Source organism: Pseudoponticoccus marisrubri (assembly GCF_001482405.1).
Lineage (GTDB): Bacteria > Pseudomonadota > Alphaproteobacteria > Rhodobacterales > Rhodobacteraceae > Pseudoponticoccus > Pseudoponticoccus marisrubri.
Map to the genome: position 1 here is coordinate 56,131 of NZ_LPXO01000004.1, position 20,144 is coordinate 76,274.

At 69.9% G+C, this 20,144-nt stretch carries 23 protein-coding genes; 16 read left to right on the forward strand and 7 right to left on the reverse strand.

The window, feature by feature from the left end; genetic code table 11:
* The first annotated feature begins 2 nt into the window (after nt 1-2).
* Nucleotides 3-623 (forward strand): trimeric intracellular cation channel family protein, encoded by a 621-nt coding sequence (locus AVJ23_RS08245; protein ID WP_058861702.1) that lies wholly within the window; start codon nt 3-5, stop codon nt 621-623.
* 3 nt (nt 624-626) lie between these two features.
* Here the strand turns inward: AVJ23_RS08245 and AVJ23_RS08250 are convergent, their stop codons facing one another.
* Nucleotides 627-1,802 (reverse strand): MalY/PatB family protein, encoded by a 1,176-nt coding sequence (locus AVJ23_RS08250; RefSeq protein WP_058861703.1) that lies wholly within the window; start codon nt 1,800-1,802, stop codon nt 627-629.
* 114 nt (nt 1,803-1,916) lie between these two features.
* On the opposite strand from AVJ23_RS08250, the gene def (AVJ23_RS08255) reads away from it, so the two are divergent.
* The 7 genes from def (AVJ23_RS08255) to AVJ23_RS08285 all read left to right on the forward strand — a co-directional run bounded on the left by def (AVJ23_RS08255) (nt 1,917) and on the right by AVJ23_RS08285 (nt 6,054).
* Nucleotides 1,917-2,435: a peptide deformylase gene (gene def, locus AVJ23_RS08255; RefSeq protein ID WP_058861704.1), complete on the forward strand. Its 519-nt coding sequence runs from the start codon at nt 1,917-1,919 to the stop codon at nt 2,433-2,435.
* Entirely contained in the window at nt 2,432-2,929 is a 498-nt protein-coding gene (def, locus tag AVJ23_RS08260) for a peptide deformylase (protein ID WP_058861705.1), read from the forward strand. Before def (AVJ23_RS08255) ends, def (AVJ23_RS08260) begins: the two co-directional genes overlap by 4 nt.
* Entirely contained in the window at nt 2,926-3,423 is a 498-nt protein-coding gene (gene def, locus AVJ23_RS08265; RefSeq protein ID WP_058861706.1) for a peptide deformylase, read from the forward strand. Before def (AVJ23_RS08260) ends, def (AVJ23_RS08265) begins: the two co-directional genes overlap by 4 nt.
* Before the next feature lie 72 nt (nt 3,424-3,495).
* Nucleotides 3,496-4,407: a methionyl-tRNA formyltransferase gene (gene fmt / locus AVJ23_RS08270; RefSeq protein WP_058861707.1), complete on the forward strand. Its 912-nt coding sequence runs from the start codon at nt 3,496-3,498 to the stop codon at nt 4,405-4,407.
* A gap of 2 nt (nt 4,408-4,409) precedes the next feature.
* Nucleotides 4,410-4,652 (forward strand): hypothetical protein, encoded by a 243-nt coding sequence (locus AVJ23_RS08275; RefSeq protein WP_058861708.1) that lies wholly within the window; start codon nt 4,410-4,412, stop codon nt 4,650-4,652.
* Nucleotides 4,653-4,722: 70 nt separating this feature from the next.
* Nucleotides 4,723-4,959 carry a GlsB/YeaQ/YmgE family stress response membrane protein gene (locus AVJ23_RS08280; protein WP_058861709.1) on the forward strand — a complete coding sequence of 79 codons (237 nt, stop codon included), beginning with the start codon at nt 4,723-4,725 and terminating at the stop codon, nt 4,957-4,959.
* 105 nt (nt 4,960-5,064) lie between these two features.
* Entirely contained in the window at nt 5,065-6,054 is a 990-nt protein-coding gene (locus tag AVJ23_RS08285; RefSeq protein ID WP_058861710.1) for a glutathione S-transferase family protein, read from the forward strand.
* A gap of 6 nt (nt 6,055-6,060) precedes the next feature.
* On the opposite strand, the gene AVJ23_RS08290 is transcribed toward AVJ23_RS08285, so the two are convergent.
* Nucleotides 6,061-6,423: a response regulator gene (locus AVJ23_RS08290; RefSeq protein WP_058861975.1), complete on the reverse strand. Its 363-nt coding sequence runs from the start codon at nt 6,421-6,423 to the stop codon at nt 6,061-6,063.
* Between the two features lie 195 nt (nt 6,424-6,618).
* Here AVJ23_RS08290 and AVJ23_RS08295 point away from each other — a divergent pair, with 195 nt between their 5' ends.
* Entirely contained in the window at nt 6,619-7,794 is a 1,176-nt protein-coding gene (locus AVJ23_RS08295) for a lytic murein transglycosylase (protein WP_058861711.1), read from the forward strand.
* A 16-nt stretch (nt 7,795-7,810) separates the two neighbouring features.
* Nucleotides 7,811-8,311, forward strand: coding sequence for a cupin domain-containing protein (locus AVJ23_RS08300; RefSeq protein ID WP_058861712.1), 501 nt, complete (start codon nt 7,811-7,813; stop codon nt 8,309-8,311).
* 270 nt (nt 8,312-8,581) lie between these two features.
* On the opposite strand, the gene ade is transcribed toward AVJ23_RS08300, so the two are convergent.
* Nucleotides 8,582-10,276: an adenine deaminase gene (ade, locus tag AVJ23_RS08305; protein WP_058861713.1), complete on the reverse strand. Its 1,695-nt coding sequence runs from the start codon at nt 10,274-10,276 to the stop codon at nt 8,582-8,584.
* A 171-nt stretch (nt 10,277-10,447) separates the two neighbouring features.
* On the opposite strand from ade, the gene nthA reads away from it, so the two are divergent.
* The 3 genes from nthA to AVJ23_RS08320 are packed head-to-tail and all read left to right on the forward strand — an operon-like array spanning nt 10,448 to nt 12,082.
* Nucleotides 10,448-11,095: a nitrile hydratase subunit alpha gene (nthA, locus tag AVJ23_RS08310; RefSeq protein ID WP_058861714.1), complete on the forward strand. Its 648-nt coding sequence runs from the start codon at nt 10,448-10,450 to the stop codon at nt 11,093-11,095.
* Complete coding sequence (locus AVJ23_RS08315) at nt 11,095-11,733, forward strand: SH3-like domain-containing protein (protein ID WP_058861715.1); 639 nt, start codon at nt 11,095-11,097, stop codon at nt 11,731-11,733. The genes nthA and AVJ23_RS08315 overlap by 1 nt, the downstream gene beginning before the upstream one ends.
* Entirely contained in the window at nt 11,720-12,082 is a 363-nt protein-coding gene (locus AVJ23_RS08320; RefSeq protein WP_058861716.1) for a hypothetical protein, read from the forward strand. The genes AVJ23_RS08315 and AVJ23_RS08320 overlap by 14 nt, the downstream gene beginning before the upstream one ends.
* Nucleotides 12,083-12,100: 18 nt before the next feature.
* Here the strand turns inward: AVJ23_RS08320 and AVJ23_RS08325 are convergent, their stop codons facing one another.
* Both AVJ23_RS08325 and AVJ23_RS08330 read right to left on the reverse strand, forming a co-directional pair.
* Nucleotides 12,101-12,709: an enoyl-CoA hydratase/isomerase family protein gene (locus AVJ23_RS08325; protein ID WP_058861717.1), complete on the reverse strand. Its 609-nt coding sequence runs from the start codon at nt 12,707-12,709 to the stop codon at nt 12,101-12,103.
* Complete coding sequence (locus tag AVJ23_RS08330; RefSeq protein ID WP_058861718.1) at nt 12,706-13,455, reverse strand: SDR family oxidoreductase; 750 nt, start codon at nt 13,453-13,455, stop codon at nt 12,706-12,708. The genes AVJ23_RS08325 and AVJ23_RS08330 overlap by 4 nt, the downstream gene beginning before the upstream one ends.
* Nucleotides 13,456-13,596: 141 nt before the next feature.
* On the opposite strand from AVJ23_RS08330, the gene AVJ23_RS08335 reads away from it, so the two are divergent.
* The gene (locus AVJ23_RS08335) at nt 13,597-15,120 is read left to right on the forward strand and encodes a DUF2125 domain-containing protein (protein WP_058861719.1); all 1,524 of its coding nucleotides are present in this window, start codon (nt 13,597-13,599) and stop codon (nt 15,118-15,120) included.
* 77 nt (nt 15,121-15,197) lie between these two features.
* Here AVJ23_RS08335 and AVJ23_RS08340 read toward each other — a convergent pair whose 3' ends face one another.
* Both AVJ23_RS08340 and AVJ23_RS08345 read right to left on the reverse strand, forming a co-directional pair.
* Nucleotides 15,198-15,959, reverse strand: a complete 762-nt coding sequence (locus AVJ23_RS08340) for an SDR family NAD(P)-dependent oxidoreductase (protein WP_058861720.1) — start codon at nt 15,957-15,959, stop codon at nt 15,198-15,200.
* A gap of 73 nt (nt 15,960-16,032) precedes the next feature.
* On the reverse strand, nt 16,033-17,280 hold the full coding sequence (locus tag AVJ23_RS08345) for an FAD-dependent monooxygenase (RefSeq protein WP_084794386.1): 1,248 nt from the start codon (nt 17,278-17,280) through the stop codon (nt 16,033-16,035).
* A gap of 130 nt (nt 17,281-17,410) precedes the next feature.
* Here AVJ23_RS08345 and AVJ23_RS08350 point away from each other — a divergent pair, with 130 nt between their 5' ends.
* Both AVJ23_RS08350 and AVJ23_RS08355 read left to right on the forward strand, forming a co-directional pair.
* Nucleotides 17,411-18,742: an amidase gene (locus AVJ23_RS08350; RefSeq protein WP_058861722.1), complete on the forward strand. Its 1,332-nt coding sequence runs from the start codon at nt 17,411-17,413 to the stop codon at nt 18,740-18,742.
* A gap of 203 nt (nt 18,743-18,945) precedes the next feature.
* Nucleotides 18,946-20,124, forward strand: a complete 1,179-nt coding sequence (locus tag AVJ23_RS08355) for an aminotransferase class I/II-fold pyridoxal phosphate-dependent enzyme (RefSeq protein ID WP_058861723.1) — start codon at nt 18,946-18,948, stop codon at nt 20,122-20,124.
* The last annotated feature ends 20 nt before the right edge of the window (nt 20,125-20,144 follow it).

The following is a 20,144-nucleotide window of genomic DNA, read 5'->3' on the forward strand; positions in this document are numbered from 1 at the left end:
CGATGAGCTTCCTCGGCCTGCTCGACCATGCCTCGGTGCTGGTCTTCGCGCTGACCGGGGCGCTGGTGGCCAGCCGGGCGCAGCTGGACCTGATCGGCTTTGCCTTCTTCGCCAGCCTGACCGGGCTGGGTGGCGGGACCCTGCGCGACGTGCTGCTGGATCGCACGCCGCTCTGGATCGCGCAGCCGGGCTACTTGGGCGTCGCCTGTGCCGCGGCGCTGCTGGTTTTCTTCACCGCGCATCTGCTGGAAAGCCGCTACCGAGCGCTGCTCTGGCTGGATGCCGCCGCTTTGGCGGTCGCGGTGGCGGCCGGGGCGGGCATCGCGCTCGAGATGGGCCAGCCGGCGGCGATCGTTGTGGTCATGGGCGTGGCCACCGGCTGTGCCGGCGGGCTGGCGCGCGACGTGGTGGCCAACGAGGTGCCGCTGATCCTGAAACAGGGCGAGCTCTATGTCAGCTGCGCGGTGGCCGGGTCGGCCGTGGCGGTGGCGCTGTCGGCTCTGGACCAGTCGCAGCTGGTGTCCGGGCTGGCCTGCGCGGCCAGCACCTTCGCGCTGCGGGCGGGCTCTCTGGCGCTGGGATGGCGCCTGCCGGTCTACAAGCCGCGCCCGCCGCGCCGCTAGCCGCTACTGCAGGTCGGCAAAGACCTTCTGCAGCCGCTCGCCCGCCTCGACCACCCGCGCGCGCGGCGTGGCAAGGTTGAAGCGCAGGAAATGATCGCCCCCCGTGCCGAAAGTGGGGCCGCGATTGACGGCGATCCGCGCCTGTTTCTCGACCCGCTCCAGCGCCTCGGGCAGGGCCATGCCGGTGCCCTCGAAATCCACCCAGGACAGGTAGGTCGCCTCCAGCGGCATCGAGCGCAGGCCGGGGATCGCGTTCACCGCCTCGTCGAACACCTTGCGGTTGCCGTCGAGATAGGCGCAAAGCGCGTCGATCCAGGCCGCACCTTCGGGCGAATAGGCCGCCGTGGCCATGTGCATGGCAAAGGCATTGGGCCCCATGCCCATCGCCTGCATCCGGCGGGCAAAGCGTGCCCGCAGATCCTTGTCGGGGATGATGACATTGCCGGTATGGATGCCGGCGAGGTTGAAGCTCTTGGTCGTGGCCGACATCATCACCAGCCGCTCGGAGACGCGGTCGTCGACCAGCGCCATGGGCACATGGGTATGGCCCGGCATCACCAGGTCCTGGTGGATCTCGTCCGAGATCAGGATCAGGTCATGCCGGCGGGCGAACTCGGCCACGCCCTTCAGCTCGGCCCGGCTCCAGACCCGGCCGCCGGGATTGTGCGGGCTGCACAGGATGACCATGCGCTCTTCGCCGGTCATCAACGCGTCATAGGCGTCGAAATCCATCTCGTAGCGGCCATCGTTCAGGGTCAGCGGGCATTCTACCACGCGCCGCCCCGCCGCCTCGATCACCCGCGCGAAGGCATGGTAGACCGGCGTGAACAGCACCACGCCGTCGCCCGGCTGGGTGTAGGTGTCAAGGCACATCCCCACGCCGTTGACCAGCCCGTGGGTCGAGAACACCCAGGACGGGTCCAGCGCCCAGCCATGCCGCGTCTCGTGCCACCAGCGGATGGCCTCGAGATAGGCGCGGTCATCGCCGAAATAGCCGAAGATGCCGTGATCGACCATGCCCTGCAGCGCCGCGGTCACGCAGTCGGGCGGGCGGAAATCCATGTCGGCCACCCACATGGCCAGCCCGTCCGAGGCCGGCACGCCATAGCGCGCCTCCATCATGTCCCATTTCATGCAATGCGTGCCGACGCGGTCGATCTCTTCGTCAAAACGGCTCATGGTCTGTCCTTTCCTTTCGGGCCGGGGCCCGTCTCGGCCGCACGCTAGAGCGATGCGCGCGCAACCGAAAGGGGCCGCTTGCGCGACGGCGCGGCACGGCTTACATCGCGGACCATGAAACGGCCCATCATCCTGCACCCCGACCCGCGGCTCAAGAAGGTCTGCCCGCCGGTCGACGACCTGTCCGACGACCTGCGCGTGCTGGCCGACGACATGCTCGAGACCATGTATGACGCGCCGGGGATCGGCCTGGCCGCGCCGCAGATCGGCGTGCTGTCGCGGCTGATCGTGCTGGACTGCGTCAAGGCCGACGAGGCGGCTCCGCGCCCGCTGGTGATGTTCAACCCGCGGATCGTCTCCGCCTCGGACGAGATGAACGTCTACGAAGAGGGCTGCCTGTCGATCCCCGACCAGTATGCCGACGTGGAGCGCCCCGCCGAGGTCGAGGTCGAGTGGCTGGACCGCAACGGTGCCCTGCAGCGCGAGGGCTTCGACGGGCTCTGGGCGACCTGCGTGCAGCACGAGATCGACCATCTCGATGGCAAGCTCTTCATCGACTATCTCAAGCCGCTCAAGCGTCAGCTGATCACCCGCAAGATGGTCAAGCTCAAGCGCGAGAAGGCCCGCGCATGAGCCTGCGCGAGATCCTGCACTGGCCCGATCCGAGACTGGCCCAGCCCGCCGCCCCCGTGACCGACCCGGCCGAAATGGCCGAGCTGATCGGCGACATGTTCGAGACGATGTATGATGCGCCGGGCCGCGGGCTGGCTGCGCCGCAGGTGGGCGTTTCGGCCCGGGTCTTCGTGATGGATACCGGCTGGAAGGATGGCGAGATGACGCCCATCGCCTGCATCAACCCGCAGATCCTCTGGCGCTCGGATACGGTGGCCACGGGCGGCGAGGGGTGCTTGTCGGTGCCCGGCGTCACCGCCGAGGTCCCCCGCGCCACCGAGATCGTGCTGGGCTATACCGACATCAACGGCGCCGCGCAGGAGCGGCACCTGACCGGCGCCGACGCGATCTTTGCGCAGCATGAATACGACCATCTCGACGGCGTGATGCATTTCGACCGGCTCTCGGCTCCGGCGCGCGACGCGCTGCTGGCCGAGTACGAGTCTCGCGCGTGACCGTCCGGCCCTTCGTGCCCTGGCCCGATGCGCGGCTGCGCACCGCCGCCGATCCGGTGGAGGCCGTGACCGACGAGATCCGCGCCATCTGGCAGGACATGATCGACACGATGGAGGCGATGCCGGGCGTCGGGCTGGCCGCGCCGCAGATCGGCGTCCTGCTGCGCCTTGCCGTGGTCGATGCCTCCGAGGCGCGCGGGCAGGCCGTCCGCATGGCCAATCCCGAGATCCTGCATGCCAGCGTGCAGCTGCGCGACCACGAAGAGGCCAGCCCGAACCTGCCCGGCGTCTCGGCCAAGGTCTCGCGCCCCCGCGCGGTCACGGTGCGCTATCTCGACGAGAGCGGGACGCCGGTCGAGAAGGACTTCGTGGGGCTCTGGGCCACCTCGGTGCAGCACCAGGTCGACCATCTCGACGGGCGGCTCTATGTCGACCGGCTGAGCAAGACGCGCCGCGACATGCTGCTGCGCAAGGCGCGCAAGCTGGCCCGCTGAGCCCGCCCCCTTGGCGCGGGGCGGTGCAGCGGATATCTGGACGGTGACGCGGCAACAGGCGAGGCACAGGCGATGCGGGTGATCTTCATGGGCTCTCCGGACTTCTCGGTGCCGGTTCTGGACGCGCTGGTCGCGGCCGGGCACGAGATTGCAGCCGTCTATTGCCAGCCCCCGCGCCCCGCCGGGCGCGGCAAGAAGGACCGCCCGACCCCGGTGCAGGCCCGCGCCGAAGACCTGGGCCTCGAGGTGCGTCACCCTGTCAGCCTGCGCGGGGCCGAGGAGCAGGCGGCGCTGGCCGCGCTCAAGGCCGATATCGCCGTGGTCGTGGCCTACGGGCTGATCCTGCCGCAGGCGGTGCTGGACGCGCCGGCGCGCGGCTGTCTCAACATCCATGCCTCGCTGCTGCCGCGCTGGCGCGGCGCGGCGCCGATCCACCGGGCAATCATGGCGGGCGACGCGCAGACCGGCATCTGCATCATGGAGATGGAGGCCGGGCTGGACACCGGCCCCGTGCTGCTGCGCGAGGCCACGCCGATCGGGCCCACAGAGACCACGGGCGAGCTGCATGACCGGCTGAGCGCACTGGGCGCGCGGCTGATCTGCGAGGCGCTGGACCGGCTCGACACGCTGACCCCGCAGCCCCAGCCCGAGGCCGGCGTCACCTATGCAGCCAAGATCGACAAGGCCGAGGCCGCGATCGACTGGGCCCGCCCGGCGGCCGAGGTCTCGCAGCAGATCCGCGGATTGTCGCCCTTTCCCGGCGCCTGGACGCAGCATGGCGCGGCACGGCTGAAACTGCTGGGCGCCGAAATCGTGGCCGGGCAGGGCGCGCCGGGGACCGTCCTGGATGCCGGCTTCACTGTCGCCTGCGGCACCGACGCCCTGCGCATCACCCGCGCGCAACGCGCCGGCCGCGGCGCGCAGGATGCCGACAGCTTCCTGCGCGGCCACCCGCTGCCCGCCGGCACCATTCTGGGAGGATAGCCATGTTTCCGGTCATCATCGGCACCGTCGTCATCGCGGGCATCGTGGGCTATGCCTCGGAACGGACGGGCTTCACCCGCAACGGCATCCTGCCCAGCATCATCATCTGCGTCGGCGGCGCCTTCCTGTTCTACTTCGTGACGCTGATGTTCGGCTTCGGCTTTCGCTCGCCCGGGCTGAACGCGATCGTGGCCTCGATCGGCGCGCTGCTGATCGTGCCCACCCACTGGCGCGGGCGGCGCTGAGACGGATGGCCGCGCAGCCAGCATGTGCCGCCTGTGGCAGGCTGGTCCCCGGCAATAGGGAGACAGCGGCATGAGCATCGTCTGGCTGATCATCGTCGGCGCGGCAGCCGGCTTTCTGGCGACACGGTTGATGCGCATCGAGGCCGGCATCGTGCAGACCGTGGCCATCGGCATGGCCGGCGCGCTGATCGGCGGGCTGGTGATCCGGTTCCTGCTGGTCATCTCGGGCCTCCTGGCCGGGCTGGTGGGCGCGGTGCTGGGCGCGCTCCTGCTGATCTGGCTGTGGAAAACCGTCTTCGAGCGCTGATCCGCCGCCCGGTCTGTGCATTCCTGCGGGATCTCCTGCGCAGGCACGGGCGTTTGAGCGTCAGGGCGCATGGCCTAGCTATGTCCCAACGCGCAGGAGGATCACATGGGCCAATTGGTCAACGGAGAATGGAAAACCGGGCAGGTCGCCCCGACCTCGAAGGATGGCAGCTTTCAGCGGCAAGACTCGTCCTTCCGCAACTGGGTGACATCCGACGGCCGACCGGGCCCCAGCGGCGAGGGCGGCTTCGAGGCCGCGCGCGACCGCTATCACCTCTATGTCAGCTATGCCTGTCCCTGGGCGCACCGGGCGCTGATCTTCCGCAAACTCAAGGGGCTGGAGGATCTGATCGGCGTCAGCGTGGTGCATCCCGACATGCTCGACGATGGCTGGACCTTCGATCTCGACCGGCGCGGCGCCACGGGCGACCGGCTTTACGGGTCGCGCTTCATGCGCGAGATCTACACCCGGGCCGAGCCGCGCGCGACCACCAAGGTCACCGTGCCGGTGCTCTGGGACCGCCAGTACGAGACCATCGTCAGCAATGAAAGCGCCGAAATCATCCGCATGTTCAACAGCGCCTTCGACGGGCTGACCGGGAATAGCGACGATTACTGGCCGGCGCATCTGCGCGACGAGATCGAGCCGGTGAACGCGCGCATCTACGACACGGTGAACAACGGCGTCTACAAGGCGGGCTTTGCCCGCTCGCAAGAGGCCTATGACGCCGCGGTGGGGCCCCTGTTCGAAACGCTGGACTGGATCGAGGAACGCCTGTCGCGCCGCCGCTACCTCATGGGCGCACAGGTGACAGAGGCGGATTGGCGGCTCTTCACCACGCTGATCCGCTTCGACAAGGTCTATCACGGCCACTTCAAGTGCAACCGCAACCGCATCGTCGATTTCCCGAACATGTGGGGGTATCTGCGTGAGCTCTACCAGTGGCCGGGCGTTGCCGAGACGGTGGATTTCGACCACATCACGCGGCATTACCATTACAGCCACGAGACGGTGAACCCGCATCGCATCGTGCCGATCGGGCCCGCGCTGGACCTGACGGCGCCGCATGGCCGCGGGGCACTGGCCGCCGCCTGAGGGGGCTTACGGCGCGCGGGCGTAATGCTCGACCATCGTGGCGAGGTCCGATGGCGCCGTGCTGCTGGGCAGGAAGGCGCAGGCATTGGCGCAATGCCGGAAGATCGAGCCATCCGAGAAGAACGAGGTGTTCGTGACGAAGATCACGCGCGCCTCGGGCTGGCGGTACTGGGCGATATCCGACACCGCCAGCGCGCTGCCCTCATCCAGCACCAGGTCGAGGATGATGACGTCGAAATCCTCGCGCGCCAGCGCCGCGACGGCATCGTTCTGGGCGCGCGCCAGGCTCACGCGGGCGCCCATGCGCTTGAGGTGGCCCTGCCACAGCTGCGCCAGCGGGGCGCTGCTTTCCACGATCAGAACCCGCACGACCACCTCCATGAAGAGACACGGCATTTGACGCAACTTGTTCCGTTTTCGTTTACAATCGTTAAGGCCGGATTAACGGGGCGCAGGAAATTTGACCGGTCGGTCCAGCAGGCCCCCGCCCATCGGCGGAACTCGGCTTGCCCCGTCCGGCGGCTTCGTTAGGGTATGGCCGACGCGAACATACGAGGATCCCCCATGCGCCTTCCGGCACTCCTTCTCGGTCTCCTGGCCGGGACCGCGGCCTTCGCCCAGGATGTCCCCTGCGGCGGAAGCTTTGCGCAATTCAAGGCCGACATGGCCGACGAGGCCATCGCCCGCGGGCATGACCCGGCAACGGTGCAGCGCTTCTTCGCGCCGATCTCGCAAAGCGCCTCGGTGCTGCGGGCCGACCAGCGGCAGGGCATCTTCCAGGACCCGTTCATCACCTTCTCGCGCAAGCTGATCAGCCAGAACCGGCTGGATCGCGGCCGCCAGATGGCCAGCCGCTACGAGGCGGTGTTCGACCGCATCCAGCGCGACTACGGCATCGCGCCGGGCGTGCTGCTGGCCTTCTGGGCCTTCGAGACCGATTACGGCGCCTTCCAGGGTGATTTCAACACCGCCAATGCGCTGGTCACGCTGGCCCATGACTGCCGGCGCCCCGAGATCTTCCGCCCGCAGGTCTTCGCCGCGCTCTCGCTCTACGAGCAGGGCGATTTCGACCCGGCCACCACGACCGGCGCCTGGGCGGGCGAGATCGGCATGGTGCAGATGCTGCCCAAGGACATCCTCGAAAACGGCGTGGACGGCGATGGCGACGGGCATGTGACGCTCAAGACCTCCGCCCCCGACGCGCTGATGTCCGGCGCCAAGATGCTGTCCCATCTCGGCTGGCGCCCGGGCGAGCCGTGGTTGCAGGAGGTGGTGCTGCCCGCCGATTTCGACTGGTCGCAGGCCGGGCTGCAGGTCACGCGCAGCGTGGCCGACTGGGAACAGCTGGGCGTGCAGGCCCGGCAGGGCGTGCTGGATGACGGCCGGCTCGAGGCCTCGATCATCGTGCCGCAGGGCCGCGGCGGCCCGGCCTTCATCGCCTACCCGAATTTCCGCGTCTATTTCGAGTGGAACCAGAGCTTCACCTACGTGCTGACCGCCGCCTATTTCGGAACGCGGCTCGAAGGCGCGCCGGTCTATGACGCGGGCAATCCCGCGCCGGGCCTGTCGAGCGCGCAGATGAAGCAGCTGCAACGCAAGCTCGACGCCATGGGCTATGACGTGGGCGAGATCGACGGCATCCTGGGGGCCGGCACCCGCTCGGCCGTGCGCGACGTCCAGCAGCAGCTGGGCCTGCCCGCCGATGCCTGGCCCACGCCGGACCTGCTGAACCGGTTGTGAGCCGGCCGGGGTTCGCATGACGATCCACAGGCTCGATCTGCAACCGGGGGAGGGGATCCCCAACAACCCCTCCCTGCCGGTCCTTGTCGCGCCGGGCGCGGTCTCGGGCCCGCCGGAACGGATCTGCGCGCTGATGGAGGCCAATGGCTGGACCGGGACCTGGGTCTGGACCGTCTTCGATTACCACCATTTCCACCCCGACGCGCATGAGGCGCTGGTCTGCGCCTCCGGCACGGCGCGGCTGATGCTGGGCGGTCCGGGCGGCCCCTCGCTCGACCTGCACCCCGGCGACGCGCTGTTGCTGCCCGCCGGCACCGGCCACAAGCGTTTGTCGCAAAGCCCCGATTTCCGCATCTGCGGCGCCTACCCGCCGGGCCAGTCCGACTATACCACCCTGCGCGAAGGGCAGGGCGGTCCGGATATCGCCGCACAGATCGCCGCCGTCCCGCTGCCCGATACCGACCCGCTCACCGGCCCGGATGGCCCGCTCTGCCGGCTGTGGCATGCACCGTCCTGAGGCCCGGCGATCGGCGCTGCAGGGAAACACGCCCACCGCCCGTTCCTGACCAGCCGAGAACTGCGGCTCCCTGCCAAAGCGCCTGTCCACGAGCCACCCCGCCGGATCCGACCCCGGTGATCGCACCCGCGACGCGCAGATCGACAAGCATCGCCGCCGCAGCATTCAGCCCCTCCCGTCTCGCGCAGACAGCACGACACCGCGCGCCCGCTTTCATCTTTCCAAAAATACTCCCGCCGGAGGCGTCCTGCCCCCGCCACGGGCGCCCGGTCAGGCGATGATCTCGAACCGGGTCACGTCGACCATGCCGCGGTCGGTGATCTTCAGCGCCGGGATCACCGGCAGGGCGAGGAAGGCCAGCTGCAGGAAAGGCTCCTCCAGCGTCACGCCCAGCGACCGGGCGGCGGCGCGCAGCTCGACCAGCCGGTCGCGCACCGTCTCGAAAGGCTCCAGAGACATCAGCCCGGCCACGGGCAGGGCCAGTTCGGCCAGCACAGCGCCGTCGCGCACCACGACGAAACCGCCCTCGATCTCGCCCAGCCGGGTCGCGGCGCGGGCCATGTCGGCATAGTCCACGCCCACACAGGCGATGTTGTGGTGGTCGTGGCAGACGGTCGAGGCGATGGCGCCGGCCTGCAGCCCGAACCCCTTCACGAAGCCGCAGGCGATATTGCCGTTGCGCCCGTGCCGCTCGACCACCGCGATGCGGACAAGGTCGCGCGCCGGGTCCGGGCGCTTGTCGCCATCGGCGATGGCGATCTCCTCGTGCAGGTGGTCGGTCAGGATCTGCCCCTCGCGGATGCCGATCACGTCGGTCTCCTGTGCATTGCCGGTGACGCGGAAATCCTCGGCCGTCACCGCAGGCGCCCGGACCGAGCCGCGGCCCACCGGGGGAATCGTCGCGCGCGAGGCGAAGGCGGGGTCCGACACGTCCACCCCGCCGGCCAGCACCAGCTGCGCGTGGCAGCCTTCAAGGCTGTCCACCGCCACGATATCGGCGCGGCGCCCGGGCGCGATCAGCCCGCGATCGGACAGGCCGAAGGCCTCGGCCCCCGACAGGGACGCCGCGCGATAGGCGGCCAGCGGCGGCGTGCCCGCGGCGATCAGGCTGCGGATCATGAAATCCAGGTGCCCGTGCTCGGCGATGTCCAGCGGATTGCGGTCATCGGTGCACAGGCACATGTAGGGCGCCGTCCGCTCGGTCAGCAGCGGCTGCAGCGCATTCATGTCCTTCGACACCGAGCCTTCGCGGATCAGCACGCGCATGCCCTTCTGCAGCTTCTCCCGCGCTTCCGCGGCGGTGGTCGCCTCGTGCTCGGTGCGGATGCCGGCGGCGATATAGGCGTTCAGGTCATGGCCCGACAGAAGCGGGCAGTGCCCGTCCACGTGGCCGCCCTCGAACAGGCGCAGCTTGGCCATGGCGCCCGGCTCACGGTGGATCACGCCGGGATAGTTCATGAACTCGGCCAGCCCCAGCTCCGAGGGATGGCCGCGCAGATCCGCCAGCGCCTCGGCATCCAGCTCGGCGCCGGCGGTCTCCATATGGGTGGAAGGCACGCAGGAGGAGAGCTGCACCTTGATGTCCATCAGCGTGTGGCGGCTGGCCTCCTGGAACCAGCGGATCCCCTCGGCGCCGATCACGTTGGCGATCTCGTGCGGATCGCAGATCGCCGTGGTCACGCCGCGCGGCGTCACGCAGCGGTCGAACTCGAACGGGGTGACCAGCGAGCTCTCGATATGCAGATGCGTGTCGATGAAGCCGGGCACGAGGATCAGCCCGTCGAGGTCGATCACCCGCGCGCTCTCGTAGTCGCCCATGATGCCGACGATCATGTCGCCGCAGATCGCCACGTCCCCCTCCAGCAGCGCGCCGGTGACCAGGTCGAAGATCCGCCCGCCGCGCAGGACAAGGTCCGCCGGCTCGTCGCCGCGCGCCTGCGCGATGCGCCGCTCCAGTTCCGCCATGTCATCCCCCTGTGCTGATCCGCCTTGGCCAATTCTGGCACAGCCATCCGGGCGGGGCGAGCGGGATTCCGGGCCGGGGTGATGGTCCATGACACGAATCGGGCCGCGGGATAGACTCGCGCCACGATCGGGCCCCGGGGCGGCCCGAAGACCCGGGCGAAGGAGGCCGCGATGAGTTCCCATGACTCCGACAAGGTGGCGCGGCTGCACCGCGAGTTGCACAGTCACCTGCCCGCCGAGCCCGCTCTGCGGCTGAAGGCGCTCGAGACCGTGCTGGTCGAGCGGGGCTTCCTGTCACAGGATGCGGTGGATAGCTGGCTGGACGCCTATTCCGAGAATGTGGGCCCGATGAACGGCGCGCGCGTGATCGCGCGGGCCTGGACGGATCCCGATTTCGTGGCGCGGCTGGCCGAGGACACGCCCGCCGCCTTTGCCGCGCTGCTGCCCCATGTCGAGAAGGGCTACCCGATCAAGGCGGTGTTCAACACCCCGACCACGCATAACCTTGTCGTCTGCACGCTGTGCTCCTGCTACCCGCTGGGCATTCTCGGCATGTCGCCCGCGTGGTACAAGTCCACCGCCTACCGGGCGCGGGCGGTGCGCGATCCGCGCGGCGTGCTGGCCGAGTTCGGCACGCACCTGCCCGAGGGGGTCGACGTGCGGGTCTGGGATTCGACCTCGGACCGGCGCTACATGGTCGTTCCCGAGCGCCCCGCCGGCACCGGAGACTGGTCCGAGACGGAGCTGGCCGGGCTGGTGACCCGCAACGCGATGATCGGCACGGTGCGCGACCTGACACCAGCGCGGGGGGCGGCCTGATGGACACGGTGCATGATCTGGGCGGCCGGCAGGGCTTCGGCCCGATCCCGAACGTGGCCGAGGACGATTCGGCGCTGTTTCCCCAAGATTGGCAGGCCCGCGTCTGGGCCATCGCGATGATGTCCATGGGCAAGCTTCGGGCCGACCAGACGGGCTGGACGCTGGACTGGTACCGCCACGTGCTGGAGCGGCTGCCGCCCGATCTCTACCTGCGGCTGGACTATTTCGACAAATGGACGCTGGGCATGATGGCCACCGCCATTGATGAGGGCGTGGCCGGGCTGCCGGAATTCGTCGAGGGCCGCGCCGCGGCCGGGGAATATACCTATGACAGGCCCGTGCCGGTCCGGCCCGTCTCCGAACTCCCGCCGCGCTTTGCGCCGGGCGACCGGGTGCGGTGCCGCCGGGACACGGACAGCATGCACACGCGGCTGGCAGGCTACCTGCGCGGGCGTACCGGTGTGATCGACAGCGTGATCGGCCCGCAGCCGCAGCCCGACGCGGCCGCCACGGGGGTGCGGCAGAAGGAGCAGACCTACGTGGTGCGCTTTGCCATGGCCGATCTCTGGCCCGAGGCGGCCTATAGCGGCGACACGCTCTGCACCGACATGTGGGACAGCTATCTTGAGCCGGCCTGAGCCCTCGGCACGTGCCGCGCTGCGGCAGGGCCGGGGCGAGACCGCCTTTGCCGAGCAATGGCATGCCGAGGTGGTCGCCGTGGTCGAAGTGCTGGTCGCGGACGGGCGGCTGGACCCCGGCGCTTGGTCGCAGGCGCTGGGCGCCGAGCTGGAGCGTCGCGCCGCGGACGGGGCACCCGACAGCGACGCGACCTATTACGCCGCCTTCCTTGCGGTGTTGGAGCAGTTGCTGGACGGGCAGGATCTTGCGCCATCGGCGGAGGTCGAGCGGCGGACCGAGGAGTGGCGCAGGGCCTACCATGCCACGCCGCATGGCCAGCCCGTGCGGCTCGCCGGTCAAAACGACTGACAGGCCGAACGCGCCGCGTCAGGCGCGGATCAGCGTCTTGATGGCGGCGGCATGCTCGGGTGTCGCGCCCAGCGTGTCGGCGGCCAGGGCGCGGGCCTCTTCCAGCAGGTCGCCTTCGACGATGCGGTCGATCAGACCCCAGGCCTGCGCCTCCTCCACGCCGATCTTCTGGCCGGCCATCAGGATCATCTTGGCCCGGCTGGGCCCGACCAGCGCGGCGAGGCGGGCCGGGTCCGAGGGCTGCGGCAGGAAGCCCAGCTTCATCACCGGGTAGAAGACGCGCGCGCCAGGCACGGCGATGCGCAGGTCGCAGGCCAGCGCCATGCCCATGGCCCCGCCCGCCACCGTGCCGTTCAGCGCGCAGATGGTCAGGCCCGGCAGGCGCGCGATGGCACCCGAGAGCCGTTCCCACAGCGGCGAGGTCGCCAGCCCGGCGCGCGCCGCATCCAGGTCGGCCCCGGCCGAGAACACCTTGCCCGTTCCGGTCAGCACCAGCGCGCGGGCCGTGCGGGCCTCCTCGGCGATCTGGCAGAGCCGCTCCAGCATCTCGGCGGTCAGCGCGTTGGCCTTGTCGGGGCGGTCCAGCGTGACGGTCCAGAGCCCGTCATCCCGGTCCAGCCGGATCACGACAGGCCCAGCTTGGTGCGGATCGCCTCGTCGCGCAGCGAGATCTCGCCGCCCAGGTGGCCGTCGGCCTCGGCGCCGCACATCCAGACCAGGGCCTTGGCGACCCATTCGGGCGGGATGTGATCGGACCAGTCGAGCTTGCTGACCGGGTTGATGCCGCTGGCCTTGATGTCGCGCTGCATCTGCGTGGCCACGGTGCCGGGCGACAGCGACAGCGCGCGGATGCCGCGCTCGCGGTATTCCTTGTCGGCCATGCGGGTCAGCATCAACGCGCCGGCCTTGGAGGCGCAGTAATGCGACCAGCCCTCGACCGGGCCATGCGCCGCGCCCGACCCGATGGTCAGCACCGTGCCGCCGCCGGCCTCGAGCATCACCGGCAGCGCCGCGTGCATGCCGTGGAACACGCCCTTGAGGTTGATATCGATCACCTCGCCCCAGGCCTCGGGGTCGGTGTCGGCCATGTGCGAGATCGGCTCGATCACGCCGGCATTGTTGACCAGCACGTCCAGCCCGCCATGCGCGGTGACGCAGTTGCGCACCGCCTGCTCGAACTCCCAGTAGCGGGCCACGTCGCAGGGGATCGCCACCGCCTGCTGGCCGATCTCACCGGCCAGGTCGGCCACGGCGTCGGCCGATCGCGCCACCAGCGCCAGCCGGGCCCCGGCCTCGGCGAAGGCGCGCGCGGCGGCGGCGCCGATGCCCCGGCTTGCCCCGGTGATCATCACTGTCCTGTCTTTCAGATCCATTGCCATCCCCCGGACCAGAATTGCCGTGTCGCAAACTTCGTAATCGCTCACTAGTATGGAATCCAGTCCCTTGACCGTTGTCGGTACGCCCCTGACACTGGGGACAAATTCGGACCGACAGATTTCACAGAGAGGTGTACCATGTCACGGTTTGCAACAGTCTCGGCTCTGGCGCTCTGCGCGCTGGCCAGCCCGTCCCTTGCGGATGTCACCCCGCAGCAGGTCTGGGACGATCTCGAAACCTATCTCGAGGGGTTCGGCTATGCCGTGACCGGAACCGAGTCCATGGCCGGCGACACGCTCACCGTGTCCGACGTGGTGATGTCGATCGAGATGCCCGAGGCCGACGGCACGGTCGAGATCACGATGGCGCAGGTGACGCTGACCGATCGCGGCGACGGCACCGTTTCCATGACCTTCCCCGAGGTGATGCCGATCGCCATCGCCTTCGACGCCGAAGAGGGCGAGGATGGCGGCGAGATGGTGCTGGAATACGGCCAGCAGAATTTCGAGATGGTGATCTCGGGCGAGGCCGGCGCGCTGACCTATGACTACAGCGCCGATGCGCTGACCTTCACGCTGGCCTCGCTGACCGAGAACGGCGAGGAGATCGGCCGCGACGCGCTGAGCATCGATGTCGCCACCGGCCCGGTCGTCGGCCGGTCGAACGTGACCCGCACCGCGGGCATGCAGGCCGTCGCGCAGGAGCTGCAGCTGGGCGACATGGCCTATGACTTCACCTTCAACGATCCCGACAGCGGCGACAGCGGCCGGTTCTCGGGCACCTTCACCGGGCTCTACTCGACCGGCGAGACGGTGGCGCCCACCGATGCCGATTTCTCGGATCCCGCGGCGCTGTTCACCAGCGGGCTGGGCGTCGACGTGGTGATCGGCCATGCCGGCGGGCAGACCGATTTCGAGGTCACCGAAGAGGCCGGCACCACCACCGGCACGCTCAGCTCGGATTCGGGCGAGCTGGGCATCGCGGTCTCGGAGGCCTCGCTGACCTATGCGCTGTCCTCCACGGCGCAGACCATGGCGCTGAGCGGCCCCGAGATCCCCTTCCCGGTGCAGTTCGGGCTCGAGGATACCGGCTTCAGCCTCAGCATGCCGCTGCAGCCCGGCGACGGCCCGCAGCCGGCGGCGCTGTCGATCGTGATGGGCGGCTTCACCATGTCCGACATGCTTTGGGGCATTTTCGACCCGGCCGGCAACCTGCCGCGTGATCCCGCCACCGTGGCGCTGGACCTCGAGGCGCTGGTGACGCCCTTCGTCAACATCTTCGACCCCGAGCAGATGGAAGCGCTCGAGGACAGCAGCGAGCCGCCGGCCGAAATCAACGCGCTGACGGTGAACGAGCTGGTGGTCGATGCCGTGGGCGGCGTGATCCAGGGCAGCGGCGCGGTCACTTTCGACAATTCCGACCTCGAGACCTATGACGGCATGCCGCGTCCCGACGGCTCCATCACCTTCGAGGTCGCCGGCGCCAACGCGCTGGTCGACAAGCTGATCGCCATGGGCATGATGACCGAAGAGGACGCGATGGGCATGCGCATGATGATGAGCATGTTCACCGTGCCGGGCGACGAGCCGGACACCGCGAGCTCGGTCATCGAGTTCACGCCCGAGGGCCAGATCCTGGCCAATGGCCAGCGGATCAAGTGACGCACCTGCGATAGGCGGGACGGGAAGGGGCGGGCGACCGCCCCTTTTTCATGCGCGGCAGGTCCTGTGCGCGGGGTTCAGTCCGCAGGGGCGCGCAGCGCGGGCAGGCCGACCCCGGTGCTGTCGAACCCGCCATCAGCCGCCAGCACCTGCCCGGTCACGTAAGAGGCCTGCGGCCCGGCAAGAAAGACGATCACCTCGGCCAGTTCGCGTTCGCTGCCATAGCGGTTGAGCGGGATGGCTTCGTGATAGGCCTGGATGATCTCGGGCGTGTGCACGGCCATGGCCAGCTTGGTGCGCACCGGGCCGGGCGCCACGCAGTTGACCCGGATGCCGTGCTCGCCCAGCTCGGCCGCGTATTGCTTGGTCAGCTGGATCACCGCCGCCTTGGACGTGCCATAGGCGACACGCAGCGTCGAGGCGCGCAGCCCGCTGATCGAGGCGATGTTGACGATGGCGCCCTTTGTCTCTTTCAGCGCCGGGGTGCAGGCCTGGCTGCACAGGAACACCCCGTCGAGATTCGTCGCCATGACCCGGCGCCACGTCTCGAAATCGCAGTGCTCGATCGGGCCGAACTCGGCCACGCCGGCATTGTTGACCAGCGCGTCGATGCGGCCGGCCCAGCCAAGCGCCTCGCGCGCCATGGCCGCCACCTCCTGCGGGTTCGAGACGTCGCGCGCGATGGCCAGCACGTTGTCACGCGTCGCTGCCGCCTCGAGCAGGGCAGGGCGGTCGCGATCCACCATGGCGACGCGCCAGCCCTTTTCAAGGAACAGGTCCGTCGTGGCCAGCCCGATGCCGCGGGCCGCCCCGGTCACCAGGGCACAGGTCTGGGTCATGGAAATCCTCCGCTGTGATCCGGCGCCACTCTGTCACGGCGCCCGACCCGTTGAAAGCGCCCGTGCAGCCGGCTCAGCCGCGCATCAGGTCGGGCAGGTCGCCCGACAGCCCGGCGGCCTCGCGGATGATGCCGCGGCGCAGCCCCGGCGCGGCGTTGACCAGCGCCATGCCGAGGTCTCGCCCTGCCCGCAGCAGCGGGTTGTCGGTCGAGAAGAGCCGGTTGAACAGGTCGGTCGAGGCTGCCAGCGTGGCCGTGTCGAAGCGCCGCCAGCTTTGGTAACGGTCCAACACCTGCGGCGCGGCGATGTCCTCGCCCCGGCGGGTGGCATGGTCCAGCACATGGGCCAGCGCCGCCACGTCGCGCAACCCGGCATTCAGCCCCTGGCCCGCGATCGGGTGCACGCCATGCGCCGCGTCGCCCACCAGCGCCAGCCGCGGCGCGGTGAAGGCATTGGCGAGCGTCATGCCCAGAGGGTAGGCATAGCGCGTACCGGCAAGCGAGATCTCGCCAAGGAAATCGCCGAAACGCGGGCGCAGCACCTCGAGATAAGCCTCGTCCGGCAGCGCTTGGATCTCGGCCGCCGCCTCGGTGCTCTCGCTCCACACGATCGAGCTGCGATTGCCGGTCAGCGGCAGGATGGCCAGCGGACCGGGCGGCAGGAACAGCTGGTGCGCCACGCCGTGATGCGGGCGCTCATGCGCGATGGCGCAGACCAGCGCGGTCTGCCCGTAACGCCAGCCGGTGCGGCGGATCCCGGCGCGCGTGGCGGTGCCGCTCTGGCGCCCGTCGGCCCCCACAAGCACCCGGCCGCTCACTGTCGTGCCGTCCTCCAGCGTCACGGTCACGCCGGTCGCCTCGACCGCTTGCGCGGTAACGCGGGCGCCGTCGCGCAGGGTGATCCCGTCGGTGTCGTCCAGCGCGCGCAGCAGGGTCGGGCGCAGGTGCCGGTCCTCGACCATGTAGCCCATGGGCCCGCTCTCCAGCTCGGCGCTCTGGAAATGCAGTCCGAGAAAGACCTCAGCCGCGCCGACCCGCCCGTCGGTGACCTTGATCTCGTTCATGGGCTGGGCGTGCTCGGCCAGCGCGTCCCACAGGCCCAGACCGGCCAGCATCCGCTGCGAGGCCTGCGCCAGCGCGTAGGAGCGCCCGTCGAAATCCCCCGACATGCGCGCCGCCCGCGGCAGCGCGTCCAGAACGCAGGCCGTCAGCCCGGACCGGGCGGCCGCGAGGGCCAGCGCGGCGCCGTTCAGCCCGCCACCGACGATGATCAGATCATGTGTCATGCCGCGAACTATGGTGTCCGGGCCGGGATTGTCCATGCGCCGTGCTGCCGCTACCGTCCGATCCGACAATCCGGCCCGGCACCGGCGCGCCGTTTCGGCCTTTCGCGGGGCGCGGGGCCGCGCTAGGCAGGCAGGCCATGGACAAGGGATGAAGGGAGTGCACGCGATGACCGGGACAGAACAGCAGACCGCCGCCGAGCTTGGCCGCGCCATCGAGGCGGGCACGCTGGACCCGGTGACGCTGGCCGAGGACTGTCTTGACCGGATCGCCGGGCATCCCGCCGGGCCGCGCATCTTCGCGCGCAGCACGCCCGACCGCGCCTTGGCCGAAGCCCGCGCCGCCCGCGACCGGGCGCGCGCCGGGCTGCGGCACGGCCCGCTCGACGGGGTGCCGGTCAGCTGGAAGGACCTGTTCGACACTGCCGGTGTCGCGACCGAGGCCGGCTCGGCCCTGCTGGCGGGGCGGGTGCCCGAGCGCGATGCCGAGAGCCTGCGCATCGCCACCACGCGCGGCACAGTCTGCCTGGGCAAGACACACATGTCGGAACTGGCCTTCTCGGGGCTGGGCCTGAACCCGGTCACCGCCACGCCGCCCTGCGTCAACGATGCGGGCGCGGTGGCGGGCGGGTCCTCCTCGGGGGCGGCGGCCTCGGTCGCCTTCGGTCTTGCCCCGGCGGCGGTGGGCTCGGATACCGGCGGCTCGGTCCGGGTGCCGGCGGCGTGGAACGACCTTGTCGGGCTCAAGACCACCTCGGGGCGGGTCAGCCTGTCGGGCGTGGTGCCGCTGGCGGCGCGCTTCGACACGGTGGGCCCGCTGACCCGCAGCGTCGAGGATGCGGCGCTGATGCTGGCGGCGCTGGATGGCGGTCGCGCGCCCGATCTGCGCGGCGCGCCCGAGCCGGGCCGGCTGCGGCTGGCACGGCTGACCACGCTGGTCGAGGAGGACCTGCGCGAGGCGCCGGCCACCGCCCACGACACCGCGCTGGCCGCGCTGGAGCGCGCCGGGGTCGAGATCGTGCCGCTGGAGGTGCCCGAGATCCGCACGCCGCTGGAGGATGCGGGCATCCTCTACACGACCGAGGCCTGGGCGACATGGGGCGAGGCGATCGAGGCCGATCCCGACGCCATGTACCGCCCCATCCGCGAGCGTTTCGAGGCCGGGCGCCTGCCCGGCGGTGCGGACTACCTGCGCGCGGTCGCCCGGATGGAGGCGGCGCGTGCCGCCTGGGCCCGGGCCACGGCCGGGTTCGACGCCGTGCTCTGCCCGACCACGCCCAACCTGCCGCCGCAGGTGGACCGGTTGATGGAAGAGGCGGAATATTACGTCACCGAGAACCTGCTGACCCTGCGCAACACGCGGGTGGGCAACCTGATGGGCGGCTGTGCGATCACCCTGCCCACCGGCACGCCCTCCTGCGGGCTGTCGCTGATGGCGCCGCCGATGCAGGAACACCGCCTGCTTCGAGTCGCCGCGGCGGTCGAGCGCGTGCTGCGCTGAACGCCCTTCGCCCGGCGCGTCAAGCCCTTGCGGGGCGGGGCGGGCCGGGCTCGCACGGGGGGCGGTCGGGTTTCGCGGCCTTTGCGACTTTCGGGTCACATCGGGGCGGGATGCGCCGCGGATTCTGGACAGAGGGCCCCCCGATTCCGTATCCTGCCCCCAAACGGGGCAGAGAGATCCCGTATCCTTGAGGCAGTACCCAGATGTTCCCCGAGCGGTTTTCGAACCTACCGGCCTATGCGTTCCCGCGTCTGCGCGCCCTGTTGGACGTGCACGAGCCCGGCGGGCCGGTCATGCACATGTCCATCGGCGAGCCGAAGCACCCGTTCCCCGCGTGGATCACCGACGAGCTGGTCGCCCACGCGGCCGATTTCGGCCGCTACCCGCCCAACGAGGGCACGCCGGGCCTGCGCCGGTCGATCGCCGACTGGCTGCAGCGCCGCTACGGCGTCACGGTCGATCCCGACCGGCAGGTGATGGGGCTGAACGGCACGCGCGAGGGGCTCTACAACGCCGGCATGGCGCTCTGCCCTGAGACCGTGGGCGGGGCGCGGCCGGTCGTGCTGATGCCCAACCCGTTCTACCAGGTCTACATGATCTCGGCGATCTCGGTGGGGGCTGAGCCGGTCTTCTGCCCCGCCACCGCCGAGACCGGGCACCTGCCCGATTTCGCGGCGCTGTCCGATGACGTTCTGGACCGCGCTGCGCTGTGCTACATCTGCTCGCCGGCCAATCCGCAGGGCGCCGTGGCCGACCGCGCCTATTGGGAGCGGCTGATTGCCCTGGCGGAGCGTCACGACTTCCGCATCCTTGCCGACGAGTGCTATTGCGAGATCTACCGCGACACGCCGCCGCCGGGCGCGATGCAGGTGGCCGTCGAGATGGGCGCCGATCCCGAACGCGTGCTGACCTTCCATTCGCTGTCCAAGCGATCGAACCTGCCCGGGCTGCGCTCGGGCTTCGTGGCGGGCGGCCCCGAGAGCATGGCGCGGCTCAGGCAGCTGCGCGCCTATTCCGGGGCGCCGGTGCCGCTGCCGATCCAGCATGTCTCGGAACGGCTCTGGGCGGAAGAGACGCATGTGACCGAGAACCGCGCGCTCTATCGCGCGAAATACGAGATGGCGGACCGGATCCTGGGCGATGTGCCGGGCTACATGGCGCCCGAGGCGGGCATGTTCCTGTGGCTGCCGGTCGAGGATGGCGAAGCGGCGGCGCTGAAGCTGTGGCAGGAGACCGGGGTGCGCGTGCTGCCCGGCGCCTACCTGTCGCGCGACACCGAGGCCGGCAACCCGGGCGCGGGATTCATCCGGGTGGCCCTCGTGGCCCCGGCAGACGAGACAGAGGCAGGCCTGATGCGCATCAGGGACTGCCTGTTTGGATAAGAACAAAAAGACGAGGCAAG

Bases quoted from the DNA above. Each gene is read 5' to 3' on its own strand.
- AVJ23_RS08245 (WP_058861702.1), top strand. From the start codon at position 3: ATGAGCTTCCTCGGCCTGCTCGACCATGCCTCGGTGCTGGTCTTCGCG.
- AVJ23_RS08250 (WP_058861703.1), bottom strand. From the start codon at position 1,802: ATGAGCCGTTTTGACGAAGAGATCGACCGCGTCGGCACGCATTGCATG.
- def (WP_058861704.1), top strand. From the start codon at position 1,917: ATGAAACGGCCCATCATCCTGCACCCCGACCCGCGGCTCAAGAAGGTC.
- def (WP_058861705.1), top strand. From the start codon at position 2,432: ATGAGCCTGCGCGAGATCCTGCACTGGCCCGATCCGAGACTGGCCCAG.
- fmt (WP_058861707.1), top strand. From the start codon at position 3,496: ATGCGGGTGATCTTCATGGGCTCTCCGGACTTCTCGGTGCCGGTTCTG.
- AVJ23_RS08275 (WP_058861708.1), top strand. From the start codon at position 4,410: ATGTTTCCGGTCATCATCGGCACCGTCGTCATCGCGGGCATCGTGGGC.
- AVJ23_RS08280 (WP_058861709.1), top strand. From the start codon at position 4,723: ATGAGCATCGTCTGGCTGATCATCGTCGGCGCGGCAGCCGGCTTTCTG.
- AVJ23_RS08285 (WP_058861710.1), top strand. From the start codon at position 5,065: ATGGGCCAATTGGTCAACGGAGAATGGAAAACCGGGCAGGTCGCCCCG.
- AVJ23_RS08295 (WP_058861711.1), top strand. From the start codon at position 6,619: ATGCGCCTTCCGGCACTCCTTCTCGGTCTCCTGGCCGGGACCGCGGCC.
- AVJ23_RS08300 (WP_058861712.1), top strand. From the start codon at position 7,811: ATGACGATCCACAGGCTCGATCTGCAACCGGGGGAGGGGATCCCCAAC.
- ade (WP_058861713.1), bottom strand. From the start codon at position 10,276: ATGGCGGAACTGGAGCGGCGCATCGCGCAGGCGCGCGGCGACGAGCCG.
- nthA (WP_058861714.1), top strand. From the start codon at position 10,448: ATGAGTTCCCATGACTCCGACAAGGTGGCGCGGCTGCACCGCGAGTTG.
- AVJ23_RS08315 (WP_058861715.1), top strand. From the start codon at position 11,095: ATGGACACGGTGCATGATCTGGGCGGCCGGCAGGGCTTCGGCCCGATC.
- AVJ23_RS08330 (WP_058861718.1), bottom strand. From the start codon at position 13,455: ATGGATCTGAAAGACAGGACAGTGATGATCACCGGGGCAAGCCGGGGC.
- AVJ23_RS08335 (WP_058861719.1), top strand. From the start codon at position 13,597: ATGTCACGGTTTGCAACAGTCTCGGCTCTGGCGCTCTGCGCGCTGGCC.
- AVJ23_RS08340 (WP_058861720.1), bottom strand. From the start codon at position 15,959: ATGACCCAGACCTGTGCCCTGGTGACCGGGGCGGCCCGCGGCATCGGG.
- AVJ23_RS08345 (WP_084794386.1), bottom strand. From the start codon at position 17,280: ATGGACAATCCCGGCCCGGACACCATAGTTCGCGGCATGACACATGAT.
- AVJ23_RS08350 (WP_058861722.1), top strand. From the start codon at position 17,411: ATGACCGGGACAGAACAGCAGACCGCCGCCGAGCTTGGCCGCGCCATC.
- AVJ23_RS08355 (WP_058861723.1), top strand. From the start codon at position 18,946: ATGTTCCCCGAGCGGTTTTCGAACCTACCGGCCTATGCGTTCCCGCGT.